This is a genomic window from Paraburkholderia sp. 40 (assembly GCF_050434105.1).
GTDB classification, from domain to species: domain Bacteria; phylum Pseudomonadota; class Gammaproteobacteria; order Burkholderiales; family Burkholderiaceae; genus Paraburkholderia; species Paraburkholderia tuberum.
Genome location: NZ_JBNPVY010000002.1, coordinates 1,616,593 through 1,631,233, shown reverse-complemented (window position 1 = coordinate 1,631,233; position 14,641 = coordinate 1,616,593). Strand labels below are relative to the sequence as shown.

12 protein-coding genes are annotated in these 14,641 nt (G+C 64.5%); 2 read left to right on the top strand and 10 right to left on the bottom strand.

All coding sequences use genetic code 11. The annotated features are described in order from the left end of the window. Positions 1 to 17 precede the first annotated feature (17 nt). The 4 genes from OKW28_RS08860 to OKW28_RS08845 all read right to left on the bottom strand — a co-directional run bounded on the left by OKW28_RS08860 (position 18) and on the right by OKW28_RS08845 (position 6,511). Positions 18 to 3,050 (bottom strand): FAD-binding and (Fe-S)-binding domain-containing protein, encoded by a 3,033-nt coding sequence (locus OKW28_RS08860; protein ID WP_429444846.1) that lies wholly within the window; start codon positions 3,048 to 3,050, stop codon positions 18 to 20. Positions 3,051 to 3,097: 47 nt separating this feature from the next. Continuing rightward, positions 3,098 to 3,847, bottom strand: a complete 750-nt coding sequence (locus OKW28_RS08855; RefSeq protein ID WP_429444844.1) for a 2-keto-4-pentenoate hydratase — start codon at positions 3,845 to 3,847, stop codon at positions 3,098 to 3,100. Between the two features lie 3 nt (positions 3,848 to 3,850). Beyond that, a complete protein-coding gene (locus tag OKW28_RS08850) occupies positions 3,851 to 5,137 on the bottom strand; it encodes an MFS transporter (protein WP_429444842.1) in 1,287 nt (428 codons plus the stop codon). A 153-nt stretch (positions 5,138 to 5,290) separates the two neighbouring features. Next, complete coding sequence (locus OKW28_RS08845) at positions 5,291 to 6,511, bottom strand: pyridoxal-phosphate-dependent aminotransferase family protein (RefSeq protein ID WP_429444840.1); 1,221 nt, start codon at positions 6,509 to 6,511, stop codon at positions 5,291 to 5,293. A gap of 171 nt (positions 6,512 to 6,682) precedes the next feature. Between OKW28_RS08845 and OKW28_RS08840 the strand changes: the two genes are divergently transcribed. Next, positions 6,683 to 7,414 carry a GntR family transcriptional regulator gene (locus OKW28_RS08840; RefSeq protein ID WP_184037898.1) on the top strand — a complete coding sequence of 244 codons (732 nt, stop codon included), beginning with the start codon at positions 6,683 to 6,685 and terminating at the stop codon, positions 7,412 to 7,414. A 393-nt stretch (positions 7,415 to 7,807) separates the two neighbouring features. On the opposite strand, the gene OKW28_RS08835 is transcribed toward OKW28_RS08840, so the two are convergent. The 6 genes from OKW28_RS08835 to OKW28_RS08810 form a co-directional block, all read right to left on the bottom strand. Beyond that, positions 7,808 to 9,139, bottom strand: a complete 1,332-nt coding sequence (locus OKW28_RS08835) for an MFS transporter (protein ID WP_429444838.1) — start codon at positions 9,137 to 9,139, stop codon at positions 7,808 to 7,810. 76 nt (positions 9,140 to 9,215) lie between these two features. Further along, positions 9,216 to 10,181, bottom strand: a complete 966-nt coding sequence (locus OKW28_RS08830) for a hydroxymethylglutaryl-CoA lyase (protein WP_429444836.1) — start codon at positions 10,179 to 10,181, stop codon at positions 9,216 to 9,218. Next, positions 10,178 to 11,371, bottom strand: a complete 1,194-nt coding sequence (locus OKW28_RS08825) for a CaiB/BaiF CoA transferase family protein (protein WP_429444835.1) — start codon at positions 11,369 to 11,371, stop codon at positions 10,178 to 10,180. Before OKW28_RS08825 ends, OKW28_RS08830 begins: the two co-directional genes overlap by 4 nt. Before the next feature lie 155 nt (positions 11,372 to 11,526). Continuing rightward, a complete protein-coding gene (locus OKW28_RS08820; RefSeq protein WP_429444833.1) occupies positions 11,527 to 12,465 on the bottom strand; it encodes a LysR family transcriptional regulator in 939 nt (312 codons plus the stop codon). Between the two features lie 21 nt (positions 12,466 to 12,486). After that, positions 12,487 to 12,729, bottom strand: a complete 243-nt coding sequence (locus OKW28_RS08815; RefSeq protein WP_429444831.1) for a type II toxin-antitoxin system RelE/ParE family toxin — start codon at positions 12,727 to 12,729, stop codon at positions 12,487 to 12,489. Between the two features lie 8 nt (positions 12,730 to 12,737). Continuing rightward, entirely contained in the window at positions 12,738 to 13,379 is a 642-nt protein-coding gene (locus OKW28_RS08810) for an HD domain-containing protein (protein ID WP_429444829.1), read from the bottom strand. 263 nt (positions 13,380 to 13,642) lie between these two features. On the opposite strand from OKW28_RS08810, the gene OKW28_RS08805 reads away from it, so the two are divergent. Next, positions 13,643 to 14,605: a GlxA family transcriptional regulator gene (locus OKW28_RS08805; RefSeq protein ID WP_429444827.1), complete on the top strand. Its 963-nt coding sequence runs from the start codon at positions 13,643 to 13,645 to the stop codon at positions 14,603 to 14,605. Positions 14,606 to 14,641: the final 36 nt, after the last annotated feature.

Sequence of the window (14,641 nt, the reverse complement as noted above, 5' to 3'; positions counted from 1 at the left end):
TTGCGGTTAGCTCCGTGTCATCGCAGCGCCATCGCCAGCACGCGCGCGACGTGGATCGCGTCGACGCCCGCGCCGTCGTGAATCTGATGCCGGCAGCTAGTCCCGTCGGCGACCATCACCGTGGCCGCGTCCAGCTTGCGCACCGCGGGTAGCAGCGACAGCTCGGCCATCGCCTGCGAGCTCGCGTAGTGCTCCGCTTCATAGCCGAAGCTGCCGGCCATGCCGCAGCACGACGATTCAACCGTCGATACCTTCAATTCGGGAATCCACTTCAGCACGGTCTGCACCGGCGTGAATGCGTCGAACGCCTTCTGATGGCAGTGGCCGTGCACGAGTGCCTGCTGCATCGGCAGCGGCTTCAATTCGAGCTGCAATCGTCCGGCCTTTTTTTCGCGCACGAGGAATTCCTCGAATAGAAACGCGTGCTGCGCGAGGCGCTGCGCCTCTTCGCCGAAACCGTACTGCAGGAATTCATCGCGCAACGACAGCAGACACGATGGCTCCAACCCCACCACCGGCACGCCACGTTCGACGAACGGCCTGAACAGCTCGAGCATGCGCCGCGCTTCCTCTTTCGCTTCGTCGACGAGACCCGCCGCGAGAAACGTGCGGCCGCAACACACGGGACGCTCTCCCGGGCGTGCATTGAAGTGGACCGTGTAGCCCGCCGCTTCGAGCACCTGTTGCGCGGCGCGCGCGTTGTCGGGCTCGAGGTGGTTGTTGAAGGTATCGACGAACAGCAGGACTTCTTTCAGCGCGGACGCCTGCGCAGCGTTGCGTGCAGGCTTCGCGGACACCGCATCGGCCAGAAACGCCTTCTTGAACCGCGGCAAACTCCGCTCGGTCGCGAATCCGACCGAGCGCTTGATCCACGCCGACAGCACCGGCACGTTGTCCGCGAGCGCCAGCAGCCCCGGCATGCGGCTCGCCGCGCCCGCATAGCGCGGCATGAACGCGACGAGCCTGTCGCGCAGCCGCACCCCATGCGTCTTGACACGCGCCGCGCGCGCCTCGATCTTGAACTTCGCCATATCGACGCCGGTCGGGCAATCGCGCTTGCAGCCCTTGCACGATACGCACAGGTCGAGCGTTTCCTTCACGTCATCGCTCGCGAGCCCGCTTTCGCCGAGCTGCCCCGAAATCGCGAGCCGCAACGTGTTGGCCCGCCCGCGCGTCAAATGTTGCTCGTCCTTCGTCACGCGATAGCTCGGGCACATCGTGCCCGCGTCGAACTTGCGACAGTGGCCGTTGTTGTTGCACATCTCGACCGCTTTCGCGAGGCCGCCGCTCAGATCGTCGCCGCTGCCGGGCGCGCTTTCTGCGCCCGTCAGCGGATCGCGCTTCACGTTCCACGTCGACCAGTCGAGCGCCGTTTCGATGCGCCATTCGCGATAGCCCGGCGCAAAGCGGAAATTGCGCGCGTCGTCCATCTTCGGCGGACGCACGATCTTATCGGGATTGAAGCGGTTGTCCGGATCGAACAACGCCTTGATCTCGCTGAACGCCTGGTTGAGCCGCGGCCCGTATTGCCATGCGACCCATTCGCCACGGCATAGCCCATCGCCATGCTCGCCGGAATACGCGCCCTTGTACTCACGCACGAGCGCGGCCGCTTCCTCGGCGATCGCGCGCATTTTCGTCGCGCCGTCGCGGCGCATGTCGAGAATCGGCCGCACGTGCAGCGTGCCGACGCTCGCATGCGCGTACCACGTGCCTTCGGTGCCGTGGCGATGAAACACGTCGGTCAGCCGGCTCGTGTAGTCGGCCAGATGTTCGAGCGGCACCGCGCAATCTTCGATGAAGGACACGGGCTTGCCGTCGCCCTTCATGCTCATCATGATGTTGAGACCAGCCTTGCGCACTTCCCACAGCGCTTTTTGCGCATTTGCGTCCGGCATCTCGACGACCGCATCGGGCAGGCCCAACTCGCCCATCAACTCCGTGAGCTGCTTCAGCGACGCGAGCTGCGCGTCGCGATCCTCGCCCGCGAATTCGACGAGCAGAATCGCCTGCGGCTCGCCGACCAGCGCCTTCTCGACCACCGGACGAAACGCGGGATTGCTCAACGCGAGATCGATCATCGTGCGATCGACGAGTTCGACAGCGACCGGCTTCAGCTTGACGATGTGCTGCGTGAGCGCCATCGACTGCCGGAAGGTCGGAAAGTTGACCACGCCAAGCGCCTTGTGCGCGGGCAGCGGCGCGAGCTTCAAGGTGATCTGCCGGCTGAATGCGAGCGTGCCTTCCGAGCCGACCAGCAGATGCGCGAGGTTCGCGCTGCCGTCATCGGTATAGGCGCGCGGATTCTGGCAATCGAACAGATCGATGTTGTAGCCCGCGACGCGGCGCAGCACCTTCGGCACGCGCGCGATGATTTCGTCACGCTCGCGCTGTGCGATCCGCGTGACGCCCGCGACGATCTGCTGCAAGCGCTCGCCTTGCGGCGGCTCGCGCAGCGACGCGAAGCGCGCTTCGCTGCCGTCGGCGAGAATCGCGTCGATCGCGTCGACGTTGTGCACCATGTTGCCGTACTCGATCGAGCGCGAGCCGCACGAGTTGTTGCCGGCCATGCCGCCGATCGTGCACTGGGCAGCCGTCGATACATCGACCGGGAACCACAGTCCATGCGGCTTCAGCCACGCGTTCAGATGATCGAGCACGACGCCGGGCTCGACCGTCACGGTGCGCGCGTCGGCATCGAACGCGACGATGTTGTTGAGCCACTTGCTCGTATCGACCACCAGCGCTTCGCCGACCGTCTGCCCACACTGGCTCGTGCCCGCGCCGCGCGCGAGCAGCGGTACTTGCTCGCTGCGCGCGATATCGAGCGCGATGCGCAGGTCGTCCTGATCGCGCGGCACCACGACGCCGACCGGCGTGATCTGATAGATCGACGCATCGGTCGCGTAGCGGCCGCGGCTGGCGAGATCGAACAGCACGTCGCCGCGCAGCGCTTTGCGCAGATGCTGCGCGAGCGGACTCGTTGCGCGCGCGGCGGAGGGGACCAGATGGATCGGCTTGACGAGCAAGCCCGCAGTGGGATTCGTCATTTCGTCGGCCTGTGAGGAGCGCGCCTGAACCGCGCAGCTCGAATTACCTAGTACAGCGTCAGATGCACCGGCGCGAGTCCTTCGATATGCCCGCTCACGTCGCCCGCCTCGCGCGGAAAGAACATGCCGCTGTACGAACCGGCGGTGATCACCGTCTCCGGCGTCACCGCAATGCCGCGCGAACTCGCGTGATTGACGAGCCACGTCAACAGCCGCCGCGGATCGCCGGCCGGATTCGCGGGCGTCGTTTCGACGACATCGCCTCCGTTGAACGCGAAGCGCAGCGACGGCGCGACGAACGGAAAATCCTCGCGATACCGTGTGAATTCACCGACGATCAGCGCGCCGTGATTTTGCAGGTCCGCAAGCTGCGCGAGTTTGTCGATGGCGGGCCACGCGGCATAGCGGCTCGCGACGATCTCGATGGTCGCGCCGATCGAGCCGATGCTCCCGAGCACTTCGTCCTCGCGGTACGGTTTCGTGGACGGCTCGAAACGCCGGCCGAAACGGAACGCGACTTCGAGTTCGAGACCGAGCGGCGCGAAGCCTTCGCGCGACAGACGCGCGCCGTCGGCGTGCAGATCGGTGTCGGGCAATGGCGCGCCTTGAATCGGTCCGCTCGCCGATTTCGCGCCGATCTTCCAGCCGCCGATTCGCGCGCCGCACGCGCTCAAGATTTCGTGCTGGATTGCGTAGGCCGCGTCGGCATCGGAAGGAAGCAGCTCCGGCGGCAACGTATCGAGCACCGTGCGATTGCGACGCGCATCGGCAAGCAGCTGGCTCAATGATGAAGTCATGTTTTACACGCCCATTCGGGTGGAAACGTGCGCCTTCTCCGACGCGCCAACTTCGAAGCGGCTCTCCGGCTGCATGCGGAACGCGAGCACGACGCCGATGCCCATCAGCAACATGCTGCCGACGAACGGCAGATCCCAGTTGCCAAAGTGGTCAATCAGAAAGCCGCCCATCACCGGCGAGATGATCGCGGCGAGTGCCGAACCCGTGTTCATCATGCCGCTCGCGGTGCCGGAGAATTCCGGCGCGATATCCATCGGGATCGCCCACATCGGGCCAATCGTCATCTCGGCGAAGAAGAAGCCCGACGCGAGACAGGCAATCGACAGCGTCAGGTCATGCGTGAACATCAGAGGAATCAGCGACAGCAGGCAGAACAGCATGCACACCGACACCATCCAGCTGCGCGCGCGTTTGAGGCTGCCGGTGCGCTTGAAGATCGCATCGGTGACGATGCCGCCGAGCGTGTCGCCGATCACGCCGGCGAAGAATACGACCGACGCGAAGATCGCCGACTTCTGCAATTGCAGATGGTGGTTGTGCAGGAAGTACAGCGGAATCCAGCTCAGGAACAGCCAGAGTGTCCAGCCGTAGCAGAAGTAGACGATCGTGACCGGCGTCATGCGGCGAAACAGCTTGCCCCACGGCAGCCCGGAGACCTTCGGCTTCGGCGTGGGCAGCACCGCGAGTTCCTCGGCCGTGATGCGCGGATGATCTTTCGGATGCTCGGTGAACGTGACCGCCCACATGACCACCCACACCAGACTCAGCGCGCCGCAGATAAAGAACGATTCGCGCCAGCCCCAGTTGGTCATCACGATCACGATGAGCGCCGGCGCGACCGCGTTGCCGACTCGCGACGCCGCGTGCGTGATGCCCTGCGCGAAGCCGCGCTTTTCCTTCGCGACCCAGCGCGACATCGCCGACGTTGCAGCCGGGAACGTCGCGCCTTCACCGAAACCGAGCACGAGCCGCGCGGCGAGCAACGAAGCGAGCCCGCCCGCAAAGCCCGTGAACACCGTCGCGAGACCCCAGATGGCGCCACAGAACAGCAGCGTGCGTCGCGCGCCGAAGCGATCGCTGACCCAGCCGCCGATCACCTGAAACACCAGATACGGATACGCGAAGGCCGAGAACACGAGCCCGACCTGCGTATGCGTGAGATTGAATTCCTTGCCGAAACCCGCCGCCGCGGTGCTGACGTTCACGCGATCGAGGTACGTGATGAAGTACATGATGCAGAGCATCACTAGAACGATACTTGTCGCACTGGTCAAACGAAACCGCTTCATCGTCTCTCTCCATGGCATCTGTCGACGGCGCGCCTGAAGTGGCGCGCTGCGTCGTCGCCCGTCGGCCGCGAGGCCGCTATGGACGCATTGCATGTTGTTCTGGCCGCGTTCTGCGCGCGGCTCGATGAGGGAAGCGCTCCCTGCGCCCGACAATCAAGCCGCGGCCTTCAACCCCGGCGTCTTCGGTGCCTGGCTCAGCCACTCCATCGCAGCCGGCATGCCGCTTTCCTTGAGCGGCACGCCAGCAAGCCGCAGACCCATTTCGCAGCCAGCCAATGTCGCGAGCAGCATCAGATCGTTGCAATCGCCAAGATGGCCGATGCGGAACATGCGGCCTTTCATCTTGCCGAGGCCCGTGCCGAGCGACATGTCGAAGCGTTCGTAGATCAGCTTGCGCACCTCATCGGCATCGACACCGTCGGGCGTCATCACGCCCGTCAGCACCGGGCTATAGACGGCGGGATCGGCGCACTGGATTTCGAGTCCCCACGCGCGCACCGCGCGGCGCGTCGCTTCGGCAAGCCGCTCGTGACGCGCGAACACGTTGTCGAGCCCTTCGCCGAGAATCATTTCGATCGCTTCATGCAGCCCGTACAGCAGATTCGTGTTCGGCGTGTACGGCCAGTAGCCGGATTTGTTCATGTCGACGATTTCCGTCCAGTCCCAGAAGCTGCGCGGCAGCTTCGCGTGCTGGTTGGCGGCCATCGCCTTCGGCGAGATCGCGTTGAAGCTGATGCCCGGCGGCAGCATCAAGCCCTTTTGCGAGCCCGACACGGTCACGTCGACTCCCCATTCGTCATGACGGTAATCAGCGCACGCGAGACCGGAGATCGTGTCGACGATCAGCAGCGCCGGATGGCCCGCGGCGTCGATCGCGCGACGCACGGCGGCGATGTCGGACGTGACGCCGGTCGAGGTTTCGTTGTGCACGACGCAGACCGCCTTGATCGCATGCTGCGTGTCGGCGCGCAGACGCTCTTCGATCATCTGCGGCTGCACGCCGCGACGCCAGCCTTCGATGCCTGGCAGCCCCAGGAATTCGGGCTTCAGGCCGAGCTTCTCGGCCATTTTTTTCCACAACGTCGCGAAGTGGCCGGTCTCGAACATCAGCACGTGATCGCCGTGGCTCAGCGTATTCGACAATGCGGCTTCCCATGCGCCCGTGCCGGACGCCGGATAGATGACGACCGGCTGCTGTGTCTTGAAGATCTTCTTGATGCCGTCGAGCACCTTGAGACCCAGCTCGCCGAATTCGGGTCCGCGATGGTCGATGGTCGGATAACTCATCGCGCGGAGGATGCGATCGGGCACCGGACTCGGCCCCGGAATCTGCAGGAAATGACGGCCAGCGGGATGAAAATCTAGCTTCAGCATCGAACTCCTCCAATTGAATTTTGCATGCAAAAAACTATATCAGACGAACCGCGATGCTCCCAAGACGAAAATTGGCCTCTAGGGGCCCGTGTTTACCCGCGTGTGCGCATGGATTAACTAATCGATATGGTTCCGATAAAATCCAATTCATGTGAAGCTGAGGATTTTTGTATGCAAAATTCGGATCTCGACGCGGGTCTGACCGCTGCCCCGCTGATGCCGAAGGTCGAGCGTCAGCGCCTGCACGACACGGTGGTGGAGCACATTCGCCGCTTTATCGTCGAGGGAGCGCTGGAGCCCGGCAAGAAACTGAACGAGCGGGAGTTGTGCGAAACGCTCGGCATTTCGCGCACGCCGCTGCGCGAGGCGCTGAAGGTGCTGGCTGCCGAAGGTCTGATCGAGATTTCGCCGAACCGGGGCGCGTCGGTATCGAAGATGTCGGAAGCGGAGGTGCGTGAGACCTTCGAGCTAATGAGCGGCCTCGAAGCGTTTTCGGGCGAACTCGCGGCCGAGCGCATCACCGCGGCCGAACTCGCAGAGATCAAGGCGCTGCATTACGCGATGCTTGCGTGCCGTGCGCAGAACGATCTGCCGGGCTACTACAGTCGCAACCAGGCGATCCACGACAAGATCAACGAAGCCGCGAGAAATTCGGCGCTGCGGCAGACGTATGTGTCGGTCAACCGGCGGCTGCAGGCGCTGCGCTTTCGCTCGAACTATCAGACGCCGAAGTGGGACCGCGCGATTCACGATCACGATGAAATGTTGAAGGCGCTCGAGGCTCGCGACGGCAAGAAGCTCAGCGCGATTTTGCGACAGCATCTGCTCGATAAGCGGGATGCGGTTTTGCAGGTACAGGTGCAGGAGGAGGTGGTCGCTTCGGCCTCCGGGTTGAAGGCGTGATGCGCACAACTGATGCCGAATCCCGCTCCTCGCCACTCCGTCGGCAACAAAACTTGTCCACCTAAATTGTTGGCAAGCCTGTGGACAACCTTCGCACAGCGAGCTTAAGTGCTTGAAGCATGAGAACTATCTGCGCGCGGTGCACACGTAGGCAGTGAGCGTCGCTACGGAGTCCGTGATACTGGCGAGTGGGCTTCGCAAGGATGCCGTTTCACTCGCGCCGACCTCGAAGTCCAGTTGTCCACATAATTTGGGAACAAGCTTGTGGACAACCTGCGCACAGGCCTGCCAAGTGTTTGATACGGCAGGCCTATCGTGCGCGGATGCGGGAGCGGGCAGCGGCGCGGCACCTCACGCGATGCAAGCCAACGGCCGCGCCCTCCACCCTCGATCTCACTGCGTCGTTTCACGACTGCGCAACGACTCCGGCAACCCATACAGCACGATCAGCGCGCACACCACGCTCATCGCGCCGATCACATACAGCGCCGGCGTCGTGCTGTCGGTCAGATCCTTCACACGTCCGACCATCACCGGGCTCACGATCCCGCCGAGTTGCCCGAGCGTGTTGATCAACGCGATACCGCCCGCGGCGCCCGCGCCCGTCAGCAGCTTTGGCGGCAGCGCCCAGAATGCCGGGATCGACGCGACCACGCCCGCGCCCATCACGGCAAGCGCGACCACCAGCAAGGTGGTCTGCTTGTCGAAGAATCCCGCGGCGAAGAAGCCGAGCGCCGACATCAACAGCAGCCCGAACACGAACTTGCGCCGCTCGCCGCTGGCGTCCGACAGGCGCCCGACCACCACCATGCAGATCGCGCCGCACACATAAGGCACCGCCGTCAGCAGCCCGACCACGGTGGGATTCTTCGTTCCCGCCACGTGAATCAGATGCGGTGCCCAGAAATTCAGGCCGTACGACGCGACCTGAATCAGGAAGTACACGAGCCCAAGCGTCAGGAAGCCCGGCGTTTTCAGCGCGCCCAGCAGCGAATGGCCGGTCTCTGCCGGGCGGCTTTGCTGCGCGATCTGCCCAGCGAGCAGGCTCTTTTCCGCCGACGACAGCCAGCCCGCGTCGTCGATGCGATCCTTCAGCAGCTTCAGCACCAGCAGACCGAGCACGACGCACGGCAAGCCGCCGAGCAGGAACAGCCAGTGCCAACCGGGCATGCCGAGCACGCCGTCCATATGGCCGATCACAAGCCCCGCGAGCGGTGCGCCGACCAGCCCCGACAACGCCGACGCGAGAAACAGCATCGACGTGATGCGGCCGCGGTATTCGGTCGGAAACCACAGCGTCAGGTAGTACAGCACGCCGGGCGCGAAGCCCGCTTCCATCGCACCGATCACGAAGCGCAGCCCGTAGAACTGCCATTCGTTGTTGACGAACACCATTGCCGCGGTCGCGAGTCCCCACGAAATCATGATCCGCGCGATCCAGCGTCGCGCGCCGACCTTATACAGGAACAGATTGCTTGGGACCTCGAACAGGACGTAGCCGATCACGAACAGACTCGCGCCGAGACCGTACGCGGTGTCGGACAAGCCCAGATCGCTTTGCAGCTGGACCTTCGCGAAGCTGATATTGATGCGGTCGAAGAACGCGAACAGATAACAGATCATGATGAGCGGCATCAGCCGCCACGCGACTTTGCGGACGATGGCCGCGAGATCATCCGCGCCATGTTCGCGGGTACTGCCCGCCACTACGCCAAGGTCACTCATGCTTGTCTCCAATGCCGGATTCGGCGGTGCCGTCCGGTCGTTTGATCGGTTGAGGGTTGGTTTGTCGGGTTGCGGTTCAGATCTGCTGAATGCAGTCGGGCACCGGATGCAGGTCGCAATTGCGACCCGCTTTGGCGACTTGCCCCGGCATGTCGTGGCCGAGCAATGCAGGCAGACCGCGCGACAGCGCGAGCAGCTTCGGCAGGTCGATCCCGCTCGGGATGCCCATTTCGTCGCACAGATTCACGAGGTCTTCGGTGCAGATGTTGCCCGAGGCGCCCGGCGCGAACGGGCAGCCGCCGAGCCCGCCGAGCGCCGCGTCGAAACGGCGCGCGCCGGTTTCATACGCGGCGAGCACGTTGGCGAGACCGAGGCCGCGCGTGTTATGAAAGTGCAGCGTGAGCGCGGCGGCCGGCAGCCGCTCGAGCGTGCGCTTGACGAGCCGCGCCACCTGGCGCGGATTCGCCATACCGGTGGTATCGGCGAGCGTGATGCCCTCGATGCCCATCTCGCGATACGCGTCGACGATGCCGATCACGCGGTCTTCGTCGATGCGCCCTTCGAACGGACAGCCGAACGCGGTCGCCACCGTCGCGTTGAGCCGCACGCCCGCGGCCATCGCGCGACGCACGATGTCGTCGAACGCCGCGAGCGACGACTCGCAGCTCATGCGCATGTTCGCGCGGTTATGCGTCTGGCTCGCGGACATCACGAGGTTCAGTTCGTCGGCGCGCGCGGACAATGCGCGCTCGGCGCCCTTCAGATTCGGCACGAGTGCGACGTAGATCACGCCGGGTTGCCGCTCGATCTGCTGAAACACGGCTTCGCCATCGCGCAACGCGGGAATCGCTTTCGGCGACACGAACGAGCCCGCTTCGATGCGCGTGAATCCGCATTTGGATAGCCCGTTGATCAGCGCGATCTTGTCAGCGGTTTCGACCCACGTGGGCTCGATCTGCAGGCCATCGCGCGGAGCGACTTCCTGCACGATCAGCTGGTCGAACGATTCGGCCTCGAGCATCGAAAAGATCGCGGTATTCATTGCACTGCTCCCTCGCGACGTAGCCGCTCGATGTCTTCGTTGGCCAATCCAAGCTCGCTGAGCACGCTGCAGGTGTGCTCGCCGAGTGCCGGTCCTTGCCAGCGCACTTCGCCCGGCGTGTCCGACAGCTTTGGCACGATGCCCGGCATCTTGACCGACCTGCCGCCAGGCAATTGCGCCTGCAGCACCATGTCGCGCGCCTGGTAATGCGGATCGGCGACGATGTCGGCCACCGAATAGATGCGCCCCGCCGGCACTTCGGCGCGTTCGAGCGCGGCGAGCACGTCTTCGGTCGCGTGGTGCGATGTCCATGCGGTGATCGCCTGGTCGAGCATCGCAACCTGCTTCACGCGGCCGTCGTTGTGCGCGAGCGCGGGATCATCGGCGAGATCGGGGCGGCCGATCAGGTGCATCAGGCGTTTGAAGATCGGATCGCTGTTGCCCGCGATCACGACATAGCCGTCGTTCTCGGTGCGATAGGTGTTCGACGGCGCGATGCCCGGCAGCGCGCCGCCGCTGCGCTCACGCACATGGCCGAGCAGGTCGTATTCGGGTACGAGGCTTTCCATCAGATTGAACACGCTCTCGACGAGCGACACATCGACCACCTGGCCTTCGCCCTGCCCTGTCTTCACGCGCAGCAGCGACATCAGCGCGCCGATCACGCCGTGCAGCGACGCGAGCGAATCGCCGAGACTCACGCCGACGCGCGCCGGTGCGCCGTCCACTTCGCCGGTCGTGTAGCGGATGCCGCCCATCGCCTCGCCGATCGCGCCGAAGCCTGGCCGGTCGCGATATGGGCCGGACTGACCGTAGCCGGAAATGCGCACCATCGTCAGTTTCGGATTCAGTGCGTGCAGCACGTCCCAGCCGAGGCCGAGCTTTTCGAGCGCGCCGGGGCGCAGATTCTCGATCACGACGTCGGCATCGGCGGCGAGGCGCTTGACGACCTCGACGCCATCGGCCGATTTCAGATTCACGCAGACGGACTTCTTGTTGCGCGATTGCAGATACCACCACAGCGACGTGCCTTCGTGCAGCTTGCGCCATTTGCGAAGGGGGTCGCCGGTTTCGGGCGCTTCGATCTTGATCACGTCGGCGCCGAACTCGGCCATCAGGCGCGCGGCGAACGGCGCGGCGATGAGGGTGCCGATCTCGACGACGCGAATACCCTGCAGTGGTCCGCCCATGTTGCTGTCTCCGAACTCGTTTCGTGTTGGGAGACAGCTTAGGAGCGGCGTGGTGGCGGCGTCCAACCGCAATTCGCCAACGACCGTTCGCGAACGGCGAACGTTCAGCGGCGGCTGCGGGCCCGGCGCGGAGACTGGGTGGTGGTGGAAGCGGGTTAGGTTTGAGCGTCTGCTGCCGCTTCCCGCGCCTCGACCGTGCGCAGATGATCGAACAGCAGCCGACTCACCGGCGATAACGCATCGACGTCGCGCACGACGAGCACGAGGCTGCGCTCGGCCCAATCGTCGTCGAGCGGCATGCCGACGAGGCCGAGCGGGCGGCCCATCAGTTGATGCACCTTTTGCGGCAGGACGCCGACGCCCATGCCAGCCTGCACCATCCGGCACACCGCATCGAAGCCCGGCACGTGGATGCGCAGGCGCAGCGGCTTGCCGGCCTGGCGCGCCGCGAGGTGGGTGCGCGCGTTGATCGAGCTCGCCGAATGCAGGCCGACGTGATCGCCATCGAGCGTTTCGGCGAACGCGATGCTCGTGCGTGCCGCGAGCGGATGATCGTCGCGCATCACGATCACGAGCGAATCGCGTCGGTAGTGCTCGACGTGCAGCTCGCGCGTATCGGCGTCGCCGGAACAGATGCCGAGATCGGCGAGGCTTTCGTCGATGGCTTTGACGACGCCGCCGCTCGGCCGCTCCTCGAGATCGACTTTCACGCGCTCGTGCAACGACTGGAACGCGCGCAGATCTTCAGGCAGAAATTCGACGATCGCCGACAGGTTCGCCATCATCCGCACATAGCCGAGCACGCCGGTAGCATGGCCGGCCAGTTCGATGCCGATGCTCTCGATGTCGCGCAGCACCCGGCGCGCGTGATGCAACAGCGTTTCGCCGGCCGGCGTCAGCGTCATGCCGCGCGCGTTGCGCTGGAATAGCGACGCGCCGACCGCCTGTTCGAGTTCGACCAGTCGCTTGCTGGCGGCGGACACGGCGATCGCCTCGCGCTCGGCGGCACGCGTGAGCGTGCCCTCTTCGAAGACGGCGAGAAAGAGCTGCAACGTGGTGAGGTCGAGCTTGCGGAGAAGGTTTTTGATGACCATGGCGCGGCGACGAAAGTTCGGTCAGTGATAATCATCCTCTAGCTGATGGCGCACCGCCAGTACGGTCACGGTTTGGTTGTCGTCGATCTTGAACAGCGCGACGTAGCCCGCGCGACCGAATGCGATCAGCAGCTCGCGCAAAAACGGCGTATCGCGCTGAACCTCTCGGGAAGTGAACGGCGATGTGCGCGGCGTGGCGATACCATCGCGGATGGCTTGCAACGCGCGTTCCGCGAGCGGGAAATCCCTGTCGTCCTGCCGCAAACAGCCCTTCACGACTTCCACGCCGAACCCAGAATCATCGTGCAGAAATTCTCGCGATGATAATGCGGGTCTTTCAGCGCGAGCACGTCGGCCTTCACGTTGCCGAACGTCGTGTGCGGCTTGTGGATCGTGCCGTGCGCGAACGCATCGATGATACCTTCCTTGAAGTGTGCGCCGCGCGGATGCGCATGCGTGACTTCCTCGCGCTGCTGTTCGCTGAATTCGTCGTAGGCGAGGCCGAGCACGTCCATTTCGACGCCCGCCGTGACGAGCGCGACCACCGGCTTCATATGCTGCGGAATGCCTGGTGTCGTGTGCAGCGCGATCGCGGTCCACACCTGCTCGATCTCGTCCTCGCCGATTCGATGCCGCCGCAGAAATTCACGCGCGGCATTCGCGCCGTCGACTTCGAAGCGCTCCTGCTCGCTGCTGTATGGCGCGACGAGGCCCATGTCGTGAAACATCGCGCCGATGTACAGCAGTTCGGGGGCGAACTTCAGCTGCTTGCGTTGCCCGGCCAGCGCGCCGAACAGAAACACGCGCCGCGAATGGTGATACAGCAACTCCGTTTCGGTGTCGCGCACGAGTTCGGTGGCTTCACGCGCCATCATGCTGTCGGGAATCTGGATACCTGCGATCGTCGTAGTCATGCCGCGTACTCCTTCGTATGCGAACGTGAATGTGAAAGTAATCAACGGGACGCGCGCTGCGGCTTCAGAGCGCGTTTTGGTATGCTGGTCCGCGCCGTGATGTCGATGCCTGTCGCCTGCCTGTGAGACCGCGCGTCCGACCGATCCAGTATTGGCCAGCGCGGCGCCGCGAACAATTGCGGCGAGCCGTTGAACACTGCCAAACGCACAGCGTTGACTGCCGCGGCGTGCCCTTCACGTTCCCCGTCAAAGGAAGTCATCCGATGCCCACCGTCGCGATCGCGATCTTCCCAGGAGTGCAGGCACTCGACGTCGCCGGTCCCGTCGACGTGTTCTCCGAAGCGAACCGCTTCGTCGCGCCCACGCGGCACTACGAGGCCAAGCTGCTGGCCGCGGACCCGGCGCCGCTGCGCGCGTCGAACGGGATGACGCTGGTGGCGGACGCGACCTTCGAGCAGTCGCGCGAACCGTTCGATCTCGCGCTCGTCGCCGGCGGCCCCGCGCTACCGCACAACGAAGTGCCGGACGCGCGCCTGGTCTATTGGCTCGCCAACGTCGCGACACGTTGCGCCCGCTACGGCTCGATCTGCACCGGCGCTTTCGCGCTCGGTCACGCGGGCCTGCTCGATGGGCGCCATGTGACGACGCACTGGCAGCACGCCGCGCAACTCGCCGCGCAGTTTCCGCGCGCGCGGGTCGACTTCGATCGCATCTATCTGCGCGACGGGCCGCTGGTCACCTCTGCGGGCGTGACGGCCGGCATCGATCTGTCGCTCGCGCTGGTGGCCGAGGATCACGGTCCGCATACCGCGCTCGCGGTCGCCAAGCGGCTCGTCGTGTTCGCGCAGCGGCAAGGCGGTCAGTCGCAATTCAGCCCCTATCTGACCGCGCCCGCCGACGACACCTCGCCCGCCGCGAAAGTGCAGGCGCACGTAATGGCGCGTATCCATGACAGCTTCACCGTCAAGCAGCTCGCCGACGTCGCGGGCATGAGCGCGCGTAACTTCGCGCGCGTGTTCGTGCAGGAAACCGGCGTGACGCCGCATGAATTCGTCGAACGCGCGCGCGTGGATGCCGCACGCAAGCTGCTCGAAAGCAGCGCCGCGGCGCTGAAGACGATCGCCTACGATTGCGGCTTCGGCACCGCCGACCGCATGCGCATCGTGTTTACGAAGCGGCTTGGCGTGACGCCGGTGCAGTATCGCGGGCGCTTTCGCCCGGTGTGAATACGGCGTGAGAAAATCGTCGACTCTGCACGTCAA

What these genes read in the sequence shown, in the direction of transcription:
- OKW28_RS08860 (WP_429444846.1), bottom strand. Translation starts at nt 3,050, where the DNA reads ATGACGAATCCCACTGCGGGCTTGCTCGTCAAGCCGATCCATCTGGTC.
- OKW28_RS08855 (WP_429444844.1), bottom strand. Translation starts at nt 3,847, where the DNA reads ATGACTTCATCATTGAGCCAGCTGCTTGCCGATGCGCGTCGCAATCGC.
- OKW28_RS08850 (WP_429444842.1), bottom strand. Translation starts at nt 5,137, where the DNA reads ATGAAGCGGTTTCGTTTGACCAGTGCGACAAGTATCGTTCTAGTGATG.
- OKW28_RS08845 (WP_429444840.1), bottom strand. Translation starts at nt 6,511, where the DNA reads ATGCTGAAGCTAGATTTTCATCCCGCTGGCCGTCATTTCCTGCAGATT.
- OKW28_RS08840 (WP_184037898.1), top strand. Translation starts at nt 6,683, where the DNA reads ATGCAAAATTCGGATCTCGACGCGGGTCTGACCGCTGCCCCGCTGATG.
- OKW28_RS08835 (WP_429444838.1), bottom strand. Translation starts at nt 9,139, where the DNA reads ATGAGTGACCTTGGCGTAGTGGCGGGCAGTACCCGCGAACATGGCGCG.
- OKW28_RS08830 (WP_429444836.1), bottom strand. Translation starts at nt 10,181, where the DNA reads ATGAATACCGCGATCTTTTCGATGCTCGAGGCCGAATCGTTCGACCAG.
- OKW28_RS08825 (WP_429444835.1), bottom strand. Translation starts at nt 11,371, where the DNA reads ATGGGCGGACCACTGCAGGGTATTCGCGTCGTCGAGATCGGCACCCTC.
- OKW28_RS08820 (WP_429444833.1), bottom strand. Translation starts at nt 12,465, where the DNA reads ATGGTCATCAAAAACCTTCTCCGCAAGCTCGACCTCACCACGTTGCAG.
- OKW28_RS08810 (WP_429444829.1), bottom strand. Translation starts at nt 13,379, where the DNA reads ATGACTACGACGATCGCAGGTATCCAGATTCCCGACAGCATGATGGCG.
- OKW28_RS08805 (WP_429444827.1), top strand. Translation starts at nt 13,643, where the DNA reads ATGCCCACCGTCGCGATCGCGATCTTCCCAGGAGTGCAGGCACTCGAC.